The sequence below is a fragment of the Streptomyces sp. NPDC048331 genome (assembly GCF_043201215.1).
Classification (GTDB): Bacteria; Actinomycetota; Actinomycetes; order Streptomycetales; family Streptomycetaceae; genus Streptomyces.
Genome location: NZ_JBICYT010000014.1, coordinates 35463 through 49036, shown reverse-complemented (window position 1 = coordinate 49036; position 13574 = coordinate 35463). Strand labels below are relative to the sequence as shown.

Here is a 13574-nt window from a genome sequence, read left to right as displayed (position 1 = left end):
AGGTGCGGGCCCGGCACGGGCCGGGCGGGCCGCACGGCCGAGTCCGCCCCCATGAGCAGGGAGAACGGGAAACGGGGCCGGTGCGGCAACAGGAAAGCACGTTTGCTGACCGATCGGTCAGGCAAGAATTACGCTAGCTGACCGATCGGTCAGTGAACAAGTCTTGACCCGGCGGAAATCAGCCAGCAATGTGGCTGTCCAATCGGTCAGCCCGGTCCCGGTCTCCCGCCCCGACCGCCTGTCCGTCGCCGGGCACCCCCTGCCCTGTCCCTGCCCGTGCCCCGCCCCCGCCCCGTCCGCCTTGCCTCGCCATCGAACGCCGACACCGATCGCCGCACGCCGGCACGGAGGAGTCACCGATGCACTCAAGAGCTCCCGAATCACCGACAGGCCCTGCCGACCGGTCCGAGCCCACCACCCGCGCCACCCGCACCGACCCGAGCGGCCCACCGGGCCACGCCTCGGCCCCCGGGCCGGCCGGCCGCGCGGCCGCCGAAGCCACCGACACCCCCGGGCCCGCCCTCCCGGCCCGCTACTACACCGATCCCGAGACCGCGGCCGCGGAGACCCGGCACGTCTTCGGAAAATCGTGGCAGCTCGTCTGCCACGAGTCCGACCTGCCGAACCCGGGAGCACGGCTCGCCGCCACGGTCGCCGACCGCGAGGTCCTGGTGGTCCGCACCGAGGACGGCGGCCTCGCCGCCCACCTCAACGTCTGCCGCCACCGTGGAACCCGGCTGGTGACCGCCCCCGAACCGGACGGCAAGGCGATCCGCTGCCCCTACCACGGCTGGACGTACCGCCTCGACGGGAGCCTGGTCGGCGCCCCGGAGGCACGGCAGATCCCCTGCCTCGACAAGCCGAAGCTCGGACTCTTCCCGGCCCGCGTCGAGTCCTTCCTCGGCTTCGTCTTCGTCAACCTCGACACCGACGCGGTACCGCTGGCCACCAGCTGCGCCGGCCTCGCCGAGGCGGTCGGCCACTACGCCGGAGCCGACCTCGTGCCCATCGGCCGCGCCCGCATCCACGACCTGGCCGCCGCAGAGGTGCAGCAGGCCAACTGGAAGGTGGCGGTCGACAACTATCTGGAGGGCTACCACGTCCCGGTCGCCCACCCCGGCCTGATGCGGCTGCTCGACTACCAGGGCTACACCTGCGACATCGAGGAGTCCTACGCGCTCTTCGCCTCGCCGCTGCGCGACAAGCCGTCCTCGAACTGGGCCGAGCGCCTCTACCAGCGCATCGCCGCACCGATGCCGGGACTCGACGAGGCCGACCGGCGGATCTGGCGGTACGCGGTGATCTACCCGAACACCCTCATCGACTTCTACCCCGACCACGTACTGGCCTGGACGGCGATCCCCACCGCGGTGGACCGCGTGGCCGTACCGGGCGCCTTCTACACCCGCCGCGGCACCAGCCTGCGCACCCGCCTCGCGCGGCGCCTGAACATCCACATCGGCTGGATCACCAACGACGAGGACGCCGAGCTGGTCGCCCGCGTGCAGAAGGGACTCTCCACCCCCGGGTTCGAGCCCGGACCGCTGTCACGCCGCGAATCGGCGGTCGGCTGGTTCGCCGGCCGCATCCGTGCGGCCCTCGACGGCGCCGCTCCGTAGCCGGCCGCGCCCCTTCGCCCCCTACCGCGGCACGACCGCACGACCGTGCCATCGCACCGCACCGCACCGCACCGCACCGCACCGCGGCGCCCCGCCCCCCGCGCCGCGCCCGCCGCACGACCGAGCCCCCACGTACCGCTCGTTCCCGCCGTCCCCCTGCGGCCCCTACGGAGAGGACCCCATGTCCCCCGAGGCACTCCCCCCGACCAGACGCTCGTTCCTCCGCGCCGGCACCGCCGCCGCCCTCGCCCTCGCCGCCGCCGGCTGCGGCTTCGCCTCCTCGGACGATCCCGCCGGCAAGGCGAACGCGGACGCACCCATCGACGTCAAGGTCGACGGCGACCTCGTCTACTTCAACTGGGCGGACTTCGTCGACCCCACCGTCTTCGAAGGCTTCCAGAAGGAGTACGGCGTCAAGGTCGTCCAGTCGAACTACGACTCCATGGAGGGTATGGCCGCCAAACTCAACGCCGGCAACCGCTACGACATCATCTTCCCCACCGCGAAATGGGCCGAACGCCTCGCCACCGGCGGCCGGCTCCGTACGATCGACCACTCCCGGCTGCGCGGCGCCGAAGCCGTGTTCGGCGGCTACGACTACTTCGCCGACCCCTGGTACGACCCCCGCTCCGCGCACACCGTCCCGTTCACCATGTACAAGACGGGCATCGGCTGGCGCCGGGACCGGCTCGGCGACCTGACCGGCTCCTGGGAGGACCTCTGGAACGAGAAGGCCAAGGGCAAGGTCTTCGTCCTCGACGACCGCGACGAGGTGCTGGGCTTCGGCGCGCTCAAACTCGGCCTCGGCCTCACCACCGGCGACCACGGTGACCTCGCCCGTGTCACGGACACCCTGCGCTCGCTCCGACCCCGCCTGCGCGGTTTCTCCAGCGACAGCTACAACAACCTCCTCAACGGCAACGCCGACATGACCCAGGCCTGGAGCGGAGACATGGCCGCCATGCTCGCCCAGGCCGAGGACCCGTCCGTCTTCGGCTTCGAGGTCGCCCGCGAAGGCGCCCCCGTCAACTCCGACTGTTACGCCATACCGGCCAACGCCCAGCACCCCGGCACCGCGATGCTCTTCATCGACTACATGCTCCGCCCGGAGAACGTGAAGAAGAACATCGAGTACATCGGCTACCCGATGCCCGTACGCGGCACCGAGGACACCTACGCCGCACTCGTCGAGCCGTTCCCCCAGTGCCTGGTCACCGCCGACGACCTGGCGGCCGACCTCTTCTTCCGCAACGGCGACGCGGGGACCGAACGGGCCCGCGACGCCGCCTGGACCGACGTGAAGGCCGGCTGACATGGCGACACGCAGCAACCGCACCGGTACCGTGCTCCGGCCGTCCCAGGACCCGGACGCACCGACCGCACCGGCACCGGACCGGACACGGCCCGAGGACACGCCCCGCGGCGGCGCCCGGACACGGCAGCCGCGCCTGTGGACCTGGCTCCTGCTCCCCGGCACCCTCTGGATGACCGGCTTCCTCGTCGCCTCCCTCCTACTCGTGGCCACCCTCGCGCTCGGCACCACCGACCCCCTCGGCAACCCGCGCTTCGGACTCAACTTCGCCAACCTCACGGCCCTGGCCGACCCCGCCTACAGCACCGTCCTGCTGCGCTCCCTCGGCTACGCGCTGATCACCTGCCTCATCAGCCTGGCCGTCGCCTACCCGGTCGCCTACGCCATCGCGCTGCGCGGCGGCCGCTTCAAGAACCTGCTGATCGCCGCGATCGTCGTCCCGTTCTTCGCCAACTACCTGGTCCGGATGTACGGCTGGTCCGTCGTGCTCTCCGACGACGGCCCGCTGCTCGAAGCCCTGCGCGCGATCGGTCTCGCCGACGGTGACACCAAGATCCTGCAGACCGGGGTGGGGGTCGTCGCCGGACTCGTCTACGGCTTCGTGGTCTTCATGATCATCCCGCTGTACGCGGCGATGGAGCGCATGGACACCTCGCTCATCGAGGCGGGCCGCGACCTCTACGGCGGCCCCCTGCGCACCTTCCTCTTCGTCACCGTCCCCGCCACCCGGCAGGGAGCGGCCGCCGGCTGCGTCCTCGTCTTCCTGCCCGCCATGGGCGACTTCGTCAGCGCCCAGCTCATGGGAGGCCCCGACCAGATCATGATCGGCAACCTGATCCAGGACAAGTTCTTCCAGGGCCAGAACTGGCCGCTGGGCTCCGCCCTCACCATGCTGCTGATGGCGGTCCTGTTCCTCGGAATGCTCGGCTACCTGCGACGCACCCGCAAGGACGAGGCGGAGGCCGCCCGATGAGCACCAGCACCAGGCCCGGTACCGACACCGGCACCAACACCGGTACGGACAGCGGCACCGGCACCGGCAGCCGCCCGCGGCGCCGCCCGCGCGGAGCCGAGCGCCGCCCCCGCTTCGCCATCGCCGTCACCGCGCTCTTCTTCGCCCTCCTCTACCTCCCCGTCGGCGTCGTCGTCCTCTTCTCCTTCAACTCCCAGAAATCCCTTACCGTTCTCGACGGTGTCAGCCTCCGCTGGTACACGGCCCTCCTCCACGACGAGGTACTCCTCGACTCGCTCGGCATGAGCCTGCGGGTGTCCCTGGTCGCCATGGCCGGCTCGCTCGTCCTCGGCGTGGCCCTGGCGCTGGGCCTCGTACGCAGCCGCAGCCGCCTCGGCTCCTTCGCCGGCCTCATCATGCTCGTCCCGCTGATCACCCCGGAGATCGTCACCGGAGTCGCGGCGATGCTCCTCTTCAAGGGTCTCGGCATCACCCTCTCGACCACCACCGTGATGCTCGCCGAGATCACCTTCTCCATCTCCTACGTGACGGTCATCCTCCGGTCCCGCATCGCCGCCCTGAACCCGGAGGTCGAGGAGGCCGCCATGGACCTCGGCGCCACACGAGGACAGGCACTGCGCCTGGTGACCCTGCCCGCGCTGCTGCCCAGCATCCTCGCGTCCGCGGTACTGATCTTCGCCCTCGTCTTCGACGACTTCGTCCTCGCCTACTTCACCACCGGCGTCGACCCGCAACCGCTGTCCGTACGCATCTACTCGGCGATCAGGTTCGGCGTGCAGCCCACCATCAACGCCGTCGGCACCCTGATGCTGGTCGGCTCCATCGCCCTCATCGTCCTCGCCCTGGCCATCCCGCGCCTGTTCGGGCGCAAGGGCGGCCTCGACCTGCTCTCCGGGAAGTGACACACCCATGCCCGTGACACCCGAGCCCCCGACCACCCACCCGACCACCCACTCGAAGACCCCCGCGACGTCCCCGGCAGCCCTGCCCCCGACACCCGTCCACCCGACCCCCGCCGTCCGGCTCGACCGCGTCAGCAAGCGGTACGCCGCCGCCGGCGGTACCTACGCCGTACGCGATGTCGAGCTCGACATCGCCGCGGGTGAGTTCTTCTCCCTCCTCGGCCCCTCGGGCTGCGGCAAGACCACCCTCCTGCGGATGATCGGCGGCTTCTCCGACCCCAGCACGGGCAGCGTCCTCCTCGACGGTCAGGACGTCACCGGCCTGCCGCCCAACAAGCGCAACGTCAACACCGTCTTCCAGAGCTACGCCCTCTTCGACCACCTCTCGCTCGCCGACAACGTGGCCTTCGGCCTCAAGCGCAAGGGCGTCGGCCGCGTCGAGATCCGCCAACGGGTCTCCGACATGCTCGACCTCGTCCAGCTCGGCCACCTGGCCGAACGCAAGCCGACCACGCTCTCCGGCGGCCAGAAACAACGTGTCGCCCTCGCCCGTGCCCTCGTCAACCGACCCCAGGTGCTGCTCCTCGACGAACCGCTGGCCGCCCTGGACCTCAAACTGCGCCGCCACATGCAGGTCGAGCTCAAGCAGATCCAGCGCGAGGTCGGCATCACCTTCGTCTTCGTCACCCACGACCAGGACGAGGCGCTGACCATGTCGGACCGCCTCGCCGTCATGAACGAGGGCCGCGTCGAGCAGTGCGGCACGCCCGAGGACGTCTACGAGCGGCCCACCAGCAGCTTCACCGCCTCCTTCATGGGCACCTCCAATCTCGTCCCCGGCACCTACCGCGCCGGCCGGGTCGTCCTCGACGACGGCCCCGAACTGCCCGTCGGGATACGGCCCGCCGTCGCCGAGGGCAGCAGGGTCAACCTCTCGATCCGACCCGAGAAGATCTGGCTGTCCGACCTGGAGCCGGACATGGCGCGCGCCGCCGGGGTCGTCCGCGAGACCGTCTACTGCGGCCCGACCACGACCTACCTCATCGAACTGGCCCCCGGCATCACGGTGTCCGTGCTGGAGCAGAACACCGTCCGCTCCCGCAGGGAGGACCGCTGGAGCGGCGGCGAACGCGTCGAGATCGGCTGGAAGCCCGAACACTGCCTCGTCCTGGACTGAAGCCGCCCCGGCCCGCCCGGTTCCGAACCGACCGCGCCCTCACCTAAGGACACCCCATGAACCACGACGTCATCGTGCTCGGCGCCGGCCTGGCCGGCCTCGCCGCCGCACGCGACCTCGCCGCCGGCGGAGCCGACGTCCTCGTCGTCGAGGCCCGGGACCGGGTCGGCGGACGCGTCGAACAGACCGAACTCCCCGACGGCCGGCTGGTCCAGCTCGGCGGAGAGGTCGTCGGCCGCGCCCACACCGCCTACCTGGGCCTGGTAGCCGAACTCGGCCTCACCCTGGTCCCCAGCTATGTCGCCGAGCCCGGCGCGCTCACCCGCGCCACGCCCGAAGCGGTCTCCGCCGGCGACGCGCCGCACTGGTTCGGCCCCGGGGACGACACCTGCCACGAGAAGGTCACCGCCGCCTTCTGCGCACTCGCCCGGACCGTCGACCCGGCCGACCCCTGGTCCCACCCCGACGCCACGACCCTCGACCGCACCTCCGTCGGAGCCTGGCTGCGTGCCCAGGGCGCGACCCCGGCCGTCGTCCGCCTCTGGGAGATAGGTCAACTCGCCCTCGCCGACGGCTCGTACGAGCGCACGTCGCTGCTCGCCGCCCTGCGCAAGCACGCGGCCGTCCCCGGCCCCGACGCCTACGACTACGAGGCCTGGGAGGGCCTACGGGTCGCCGAGGGCTCCGCCACCGTGGCCCTGCGCATGGCCGCCGCCCTCGGCGGACGCGTCCGCACCGGCGCGCCCGTCGAGGCCGTCACGATCCGCCGGCCCGGCCGGTGCTCCGTACGACTGACCGGCGGCGAGACCCTCACCGCCGACGCCGTCGTCAGCGCCCTGCCCGTCGGCCCGTTCCGCCAGGTCGCTGTCACCGGCGTCTCCGACGAGCGACTGGCCTCCCTGCACCGCCAGCGCCAGGCCCTCGCCGCGAAGTTCGTCGCCGCGTACGACCGGCCGTTCTGGCGCGACCTCGGCCGCAACGGCCTCTCCGAATGCGAAGGGGTCCTCGGCAGCACCTGGCCGCAGAGCGATGGCATCCTCTCCGCGCTCGTACCGCCCGAGAGGTTCGGCGTCCTGCTCGGCGCACCCACCGCGCTGCGCACCCGCGAACTCCTCGACGACATGGCCCGCCTCTACGGCGACGCGGCGTACCGGCCGCTCGCCACCTACGTCCGGATGTGGGGCACCGACTCGTGGACCCAGGGGTACGTCACCCAGTGGACCCCCGGCGACGTCCTGGCCGTCGGCCCCCACCACGGCACCCACGAACCACCCTTCTACGTCTGCGGATCCGACCAGTGGGTCGCCGGCTACATGGAAGGCGCCGTGCGCACCGGACGCGACGCCGCCGAGGAGGCGCTGCGCCGTGGCTGACACCGACCTCGTGCTCAACCACATCGCGGGCACGGACCGGCCGGCCGCCTCGGGGGAGACCATGGAACTGGTCGACCCCGCCACCGGCGCCGTGCACGGCCACGCCCCGCGCTCCGGCCGGGCCGACGTGGACGCGGCCTGCGCGGCGGCCGTGGCCGCCGCCGCGCACTGGTCCACGACCACACCGGCGCTACGCCAGCGCGCCCTGCTCGCCCTCGCCGACGCCGTCGAGGAGCACGCCGAGGCTTTCGTGGCGGCCGAGACGGGCGACACCGGCAAACCGTCGCGCCTGTTCCGGACCGAGGAACTGCCCGCGATCGTCGACACCGTCCGCTTCTTCGCCGGGGCGGCACGCAATCTGCCGGGCGTGGCCGCGGCCGAGTACACGCAAGGCCGTACCTCCGTCCTGCGGCGCGAGCCCGTCGGGGTCTGTGCCCAGATCACCCCGTGGAACTACCCGCTGATGATGGCCGTGTGGAAGATCGCTCCCGCGATCGCCGCCGGCAACACGACCGTGCTCAAGCCCGCCGACTCGACCCCCTCGTCGGCCGCGCTGCTGGCCCGCGTCGCGGCCGAGCACCTCCCGCCCGGCGTGCTCAACGTGGTGTGCGGCGACCGCGACACCGGCCGCACCCTCACCGCCCACCCGGACGTCGCCCTCATCGCGGTCACCGGCAGCGTCCGCGCGGGCCGGCAGATCGCCGCCGCCGCGGCCGCCGACCTCAAACGGGTCCACCTCGAGCTCGGCGGCAACGCCCCGGTCCTGATCCACGACGACGTGGACGTCGAGGCGACCGCCGTCGCCCTCGCCGCGGTCGCCTACTACAACGCGGGCCAGGACTGCACCGCGCCCACCCGGCTGCTGGTCCACCAACGGGTGCACGACGCGTTCCTCGCGGCCTTCGCCGCCGAGACGGGCAAACTGCGCACGGGCGGCCCGGACGAGCCGGACGTGGACTTCGGCCCGCTGAACAACGCGGCCCAGCTGAACTCCGTACGGTCCCTGCTCGACCGGCTGCCGCGGCGGGCCGACATCGTCGCCGGCGGCGCCCGCCTCGCGCGGTCCGGCTTCTTCCACGAGCCCACCGTCGTCGCCGGTGTGCACCAGGACGACGAGATCGTGCAGGAGGAGATCTTCGGCCCCGTCGTGACCGTGCAGTCCTTCGCGGACGAGGCGGAGGCCCTGTACCTGGCCAACGACGTCCGCCACGGTCTCGCCGCGAGCGTGTGGACGACGGACCACGACCGTGCGATGCGGGCGACCCGGGCCCTGCACACCGGCATCGTCTGGGTGAACACCCACGGCACGACCGTCTCCGAGATGCCGCACGGCGGGGTCAAGCACTCGGGCTACGGCAGCGACCTCTCGATGGCGGGCCTCCTGGACTACACCCAGGTCAAGCACGTCATGCTGTGACGGGTCCTGCCCCGGAGCCGCACGCCGGCCGGGATCAGCCGTTCAGGGAGGCCATCAGCTCGGGTGCGTAGCGGTCGCCCGAGGCCACGCCGTGCGGCGCCACGGCGTCTATGGCGGCCAGCTCGGCGGGGGTGATCGTCACGGCGGTGGCGGCGACGTTCTCCTCCAGGTAGCGGCGCCGCTTGGTGCCCGGGATGGGGACGGCTCCCTGCTGGAGGGTCCAGGCCAGGGCGAGCTGGGACGGGGTGACGCCCTTCTCGGCGGCGAGCGTGCGCACCTGGTCCACGACGGCCAGGTTGCGGTGGAAGTTCTCGCCCTGGAACCGCGGGTCGGTGCGGCGGAAGTCGTCGGCGGCGAAATCGTCGGGGCTGGTGATGGCGCCGGAGAGGAAGCCGCGCCCGAGCGGGGAGTAGGCGACGAGTCCGATGCCGAGGTCGCGGAGGGTGTCGAGGACCCCGTCGTGTTCGATGCCGCGCTCGAAGAGGCTGTACTCGGTCTGTACGGCGGCCAGCGGATGCACGGCGTGGGCGCGGGCGATCGTGGTGGGGGAGACCTCGCACAGCCCGATGTGGCGGACCTTGCCGGCCTCGACCAGCTCGGCGAGGGCGCCGACGCTCTCCTCGATCGGCACGTTCGGGTCGACGCGGTGCAGGTAGTAGAGGTCGATGTGGTCGGTGCCCAGGTGGCGCAGGGAGCGGTCCGCGGACCGGCGGATGTACTCGGGCGTCCCGTTGTGGCCGCGGAAGGCTCCCTCGTCGGTGAACTCGACCCCGGTCTTCGTGGCCACCACGGCCGCCTCGCGTCGGCCGGCCAGGGCCTTGCCGAGCAGCTGCTCGTTGCGGAAGGGGCCGTAGCCCTCGGCGGTGTCGAGGAGGGTGACGCCCAGCTCCAGGGCGCGGTCGATGGTGGCGAGGGATTCGGTCTCGTCGGTGGCGCCGTAGTGGGCGCTCATGCCCATCAGGCCGAGGCCCTCGGCGCCGACCTTGAGTCCCTGACCGCCCAGTGCGCGGATCTCCATGGTGTGCTCCTCGTGCAGAAGTAACTAACTGGATAGTTTGAGTCTGCGACACCTCGGTTCCGTTTGTCAATAACTGGATAGTTACTTGCTAGGCTGTGGCCCATGGCACGGGATTCCCACGCGACCAAGGCACGCCTGCTCGACGCGGCCTTCACCGAGTTCGCGACGTACGGCATCGCGGGTGCGCGCGTCGACCGCATCGCCGAGACGGCGCAGGCGAACAAGCGGCTCATCTACGTCTACTACGGCAACAAGGAGCAGCTCTTCGACGCCGTGCTCCAGCGCGCCCTCGCGACGGGCTCCGAATCCGTCACCTTCGACGTGGAGGACCTGCCCGGCTACGCGGGGGCGGTTTTCGACCACCTCGTCGAGCGACCCGAGCTGATGCGCCTCGTGCTGTGGAAGCAACTGGAGCGCCCGGGGTCCACGGACGAGGAGTCCTCGTCCTACGAGGGCAAGATCGCGGCGGTTCGACGGGCGCAGGAAGCGGGCCGGATCGACGCCGGCGTGCCCGCGGCCGACGTGCTGTCACTGGTCATGGGCCTCTCGCAGGCCTGGTTCGGCGCGGTGGGCGGCCCGGCGGCGGGCGCCGCGGGCACCGGATGGTCCCCCGAGCGGCTCGCCGAGCACCGTGCGGCGGTGGTGGAGTCCGTCCGCCGCATCACCACGCCCGCACCCCCGGCCGACGGGGCCTGAGGGCGGGGCCGAGGCCGTCGACGGTCAGCGGAACGGCCCGGCGAACTCCTGCAGGATCCGCTCGTACCGCCCGCCGAAGCCCACCCGGGTGACCTCCTCGAACGGGAACTTCGACAGCTCCGGGCACCACCGGGCCTCGGTGTCGACCTCCCGCAGCCGCAGCGACTTCGGCCGCACCGCGGCCACTTCGCCGATCCAGCAGGCGTCCGGCGCGTCATGCTCCCGGTGCAGGGACACCATCCCGAAAGCCCGGGAGGCACCCTGCGCGAGATCCGCCAACCCGTCCAGCGTGAGCGCGGGTTCGGGCGCCCGGGCCGGCCACTGCCCGCGCCGTCGCAGCGCCCGGACGGTCAGGCAGTCCGTACCGCCCCGCCACCCGACCTTCGTGATGTCCGCGGTACGGACCGCCGCCCAGCCGTCGAGCCGGAAGTCACCGCACAGGGCGATCAGCGTCCACGCCGCGCCGACGCCGACCACAAAACCGTCGAGCCGGTCCGCGTCGCGGATCGCGGACCGGTGGAGGCGGACCGGCACACCCGACGACACGGCCTCGGTGAGTCGCGTCATGACCTTGTTGTCCATGGACAGATCCTGCACGGTCGCGGGGTGCGCGGTCAGTCGAGTTTCCGTCGACTCTCCTTGACCTCAACCGTGGTTGAGGAGGAACGATCGTCTCCATGAACACGGAACAGGCGGCCAGGGCCGCTTCTCTCGAGGCGATCGCGCAGGTCGTCGCCACGGTCGAACGGACGCAACGCGCCAAGGACGCCGAGGGGTTCCTCGCGCTCTTCCACCCGGAGGCACTGTGGACCACCGCCCACGGGAAGGTCCTCATCGGGTTCGAGGCGATAGCGGAGTTCACGCGGGCGGTGCTGCCGACGGCGACCTGGGACGGGGAGGTCACCTACGAGGTGGTGCACACCCAGTTCCTGCGCCCCGACGTCGCGGCCGTCAAGGTACGCCAGCTCTACCGCTCCCCGGCCGGTGACACCGAGGGCGCGCCACTGTACGTGATGACGCGTGAGCCGGACGGCCGCTGGCTGCTGACGGCCTGCCAGAACACCCAGGTGGCGGCGGTGGACCCGGCCTGAGGCCGATCGCCCGCGAAGGTCCGGCCGCGGCGGAGGTGAACGCACCCCCCGCCGACAGCCGGAACTCCATCGACCGCACTCAGTGACCGGCGAGGAACGGATGCAGTGCCGCGGTGAGTTCGGCGGGCACGTCCAGTGCGATGAGGTGGGCCGCGGCGGGGAACTCGACCAGCGTGGCTCCGGGGATCCCCGCCGCGTACCGGCGGGCGATGTCCTGGAAGTCCGGGACGTCGAGCAGGCCGATCCCGACCAACGTGGGCACGGCGATCGAGGCGATGTCGCCTGCCGGGCCACCCCGGGAGTGCTCCCCGACGGTGTCCTGATGGACCAGCGACGTCCGAACCGGGGTCCTGAGCCGTTCGGCCAGCCCCGGGGCGACGTCCTCCCACCCGCGGCCGGGCCCGCGCAGCCACATGTCCAGGTTCACGCGAACCGCGCCGTCCAGGTCACCCGCCTCCAGGGCCGCCGTCTCGGCCTCGTCGTAGGCCACCATGTCCGCGGACCAGTCGTAGCCGGGCCACGGCGGGGCGAGCAGCGTCAGGGACCGCACGCGGCCCGGGTGGGCGAGCGCGAAGTTCACGGCCACCCGCCCGCCCCAGGACGCGCCGATGAGCCGGACGCTCTCGTGCCCGAGGTGGTCCAGGAGGCGGCACAGGTCATCGGTCTCGCTGAACGGCCCGATCGGGGGCGCGGATTGGCCGAAGCCGCGCAGGTCGTAGCGGATGACGGTGTACCGCTCCGCGAGGGCGGGCACGACAGCGTCCCACATGGTGTGGTCGGCGACGCCGGCGTGGACGAGCACCACCGGCGAGCCTTCGCCGGTGACGGTGTAGGAAAGATGGCCGAGATCGTCGGCAAGAGTAAGCATCCGCAGATAGTCGCAGGTCAACACCGCCTGGACCATCCAATTCACGGAGTCGAACCAGGTGCACCCGCAACGACGCACGGGGTCGCGCACCCCACCCACGCGATCCCACCGCGCCACCCTCGTCCGGCTCGACGAGTGATCGACCAGACATCCCTCAGCGACGGTCCTGATCCGATCCACCGGACGGTCCCCAACGGGCTGTCTTCAGAACCCCGGTACGTCACCGACCCACCTGAACCGGTCCTCGTCCTGCTCCAGGACGCCGGCGGCCACGAGTCGGAGCAGGATCTCGTGCAGGGCCCGGCCCCCACGGGTACGCCGCACCGTCGGAGTCCGTCCAGCCTGCCAGTTCCTTCGAGAGGTCCATCGGCCGATGGTGCCGGACGCTGCCGCGGGGTCCTTCGGGCGCTGCCGTACCCGCGGTCGCTCGAAGTGGCGCCAGGAGGTGGATGCCGACAGTTCCCGCAGGAGTCCGACGACGAGGTGGGGTCGGCCCACGAAGGGGGAGTGGCCCGTCCGCCACTCGCGTACGTCGGTGCAGCGCGAGGACATCCTGCGCTGCAAGCCGGGGTCGATGGCCCGGTCCTGGGCGCAGACGACGTAGGTGGAGGGCGTGTGCTTCCAACTCTGCCGGTCCGGGACCCCTCGCCCACAGCCGGGGGCCTGGGTACGGAGGAGACCGACCGCCCGGGCCGCCGTCGCCGCGGGACAGCCGTTGTAGAGGGCTTCGGCGGCGCGGTCGGGGCACAGGCTGGTCGAGCCGTCGGGTCCGGGCCGGATCGCGTCCCGGAGCCGCGCGGACGCCCCGCCCAGGCCGGCGGCGCTCTCACCCGTGTCCGGCACGAACGCTGCCAGGTACACCAGGTGTCCCGCACCGCGCACCCCCGTGATCACTGAACCGCCGTAGGAGTGGCCGAGCACGACCGGAGGCTCCCGCAGCGCGTCCACGGCGGCCTGGACCGCGGCGGTATCGGCGCGCAGCGAACCCCGGTGGAGCTCGGGAACGGCGACCTCGATCCCCGCCGCCCGCAACCGCTCCGCCACGTCGGCGAAGTGCTCAGGACGGTGATACAGGCCATGGACGAGCACCACAGCGGCCATTTTCCCCTCCTCGGGTCGGTGACAACC

General features: G+C 71.9%; 12 protein-coding genes and 1 pseudogene. 9 read left to right on the top strand and 4 right to left on the bottom strand.

Annotated features, from left to right (window positions below):
- Nucleotides 1–359: 359 nt before the first annotated feature.
- From ACGFYY_RS21155 to ACGFYY_RS21125, 7 genes are all read left to right on the top strand, one after another.
- Nucleotides 360–1619 (top strand): aromatic ring-hydroxylating dioxygenase subunit alpha, encoded by a 1260-nt coding sequence (locus tag ACGFYY_RS21155; protein WP_393711283.1) that lies wholly within the window; start codon nt 360–362, stop codon nt 1617–1619.
- A 181-nt stretch (nt 1620–1800) separates the two neighbouring features.
- Nucleotides 1801–2931, top strand: coding sequence for a spermidine/putrescine ABC transporter substrate-binding protein (locus tag ACGFYY_RS21150; protein ID WP_393711281.1), 1131 nt, complete (start codon nt 1801–1803; stop codon nt 2929–2931).
- A 1-nt stretch (nt 2932) separates the two neighbouring features.
- Entirely contained in the window at nt 2933–3904 is a 972-nt protein-coding gene (locus tag ACGFYY_RS21145; protein WP_393711279.1) for an ABC transporter permease, read from the top strand.
- A complete protein-coding gene (locus ACGFYY_RS21140) occupies nt 3901–4806 on the top strand; it encodes an ABC transporter permease (RefSeq protein ID WP_393711277.1) in 906 nt (301 codons plus the stop codon). The genes ACGFYY_RS21145 and ACGFYY_RS21140 overlap by 4 nt, the downstream gene beginning before the upstream one ends.
- Before the next feature lie 13 nt (nt 4807–4819).
- Nucleotides 4820–5983, top strand: coding sequence for an ABC transporter ATP-binding protein (locus ACGFYY_RS21135; protein WP_393711519.1), 1164 nt, complete (start codon nt 4820–4822; stop codon nt 5981–5983).
- 56 nt (nt 5984–6039) lie between these two features.
- Nucleotides 6040–7356, top strand: a complete 1317-nt coding sequence (locus tag ACGFYY_RS21130; RefSeq protein WP_393711275.1) for a flavin monoamine oxidase family protein — start codon at nt 6040–6042, stop codon at nt 7354–7356.
- The gene (locus ACGFYY_RS21125) at nt 7349–8773 is read left to right on the top strand and encodes an aminobutyraldehyde dehydrogenase (RefSeq protein WP_393711273.1); all 1425 of its coding nucleotides are present in this window, start codon (nt 7349–7351) and stop codon (nt 8771–8773) included. The genes ACGFYY_RS21130 and ACGFYY_RS21125 overlap by 8 nt, the downstream gene beginning before the upstream one ends.
- Nucleotides 8774–8807: 34 nt before the next feature.
- Here the strand turns inward: ACGFYY_RS21125 and ACGFYY_RS21120 are convergent, their stop codons facing one another.
- Complete coding sequence (locus ACGFYY_RS21120) at nt 8808–9791, bottom strand: aldo/keto reductase (protein ID WP_365268865.1); 984 nt, start codon at nt 9789–9791, stop codon at nt 8808–8810.
- A gap of 102 nt (nt 9792–9893) precedes the next feature.
- Between ACGFYY_RS21120 and ACGFYY_RS21115 the strand changes: the two genes are divergently transcribed.
- The gene (locus ACGFYY_RS21115) at nt 9894–10487 is read left to right on the top strand and encodes a TetR family transcriptional regulator (RefSeq protein WP_393711271.1); all 594 of its coding nucleotides are present in this window, start codon (nt 9894–9896) and stop codon (nt 10485–10487) included.
- Between the two features lie 24 nt (nt 10488–10511).
- Here the strand turns inward: ACGFYY_RS21115 and ACGFYY_RS21110 are convergent, their stop codons facing one another.
- Nucleotides 10512–11069, bottom strand: coding sequence for a hypothetical protein (locus tag ACGFYY_RS21110; RefSeq protein ID WP_393711269.1), 558 nt, complete (start codon nt 11067–11069; stop codon nt 10512–10514).
- 95 nt (nt 11070–11164) lie between these two features.
- Here ACGFYY_RS21110 and ACGFYY_RS21105 point away from each other — a divergent pair, with 95 nt between their 5' ends.
- Complete coding sequence (locus tag ACGFYY_RS21105) at nt 11165–11578, top strand: SgcJ/EcaC family oxidoreductase (protein WP_365268874.1); 414 nt, start codon at nt 11165–11167, stop codon at nt 11576–11578.
- Nucleotides 11579–11657: 79 nt separating this feature from the next.
- Here ACGFYY_RS21105 and ACGFYY_RS21100 read toward each other — a convergent pair whose 3' ends face one another.
- A complete protein-coding gene (locus ACGFYY_RS21100) occupies nt 11658–12446 on the bottom strand; it encodes an alpha/beta fold hydrolase (RefSeq protein ID WP_393711267.1) in 789 nt (262 codons plus the stop codon).
- A gap of 435 nt (nt 12447–12881) precedes the next feature.
- Nucleotides 12882–13547 (bottom strand): annotated as a pseudogene (locus tag ACGFYY_RS21095) (alpha/beta fold hydrolase); the annotation flags it as partial.
- Between the last annotated feature and the right edge of the window lie 27 nt (nt 13548–13574).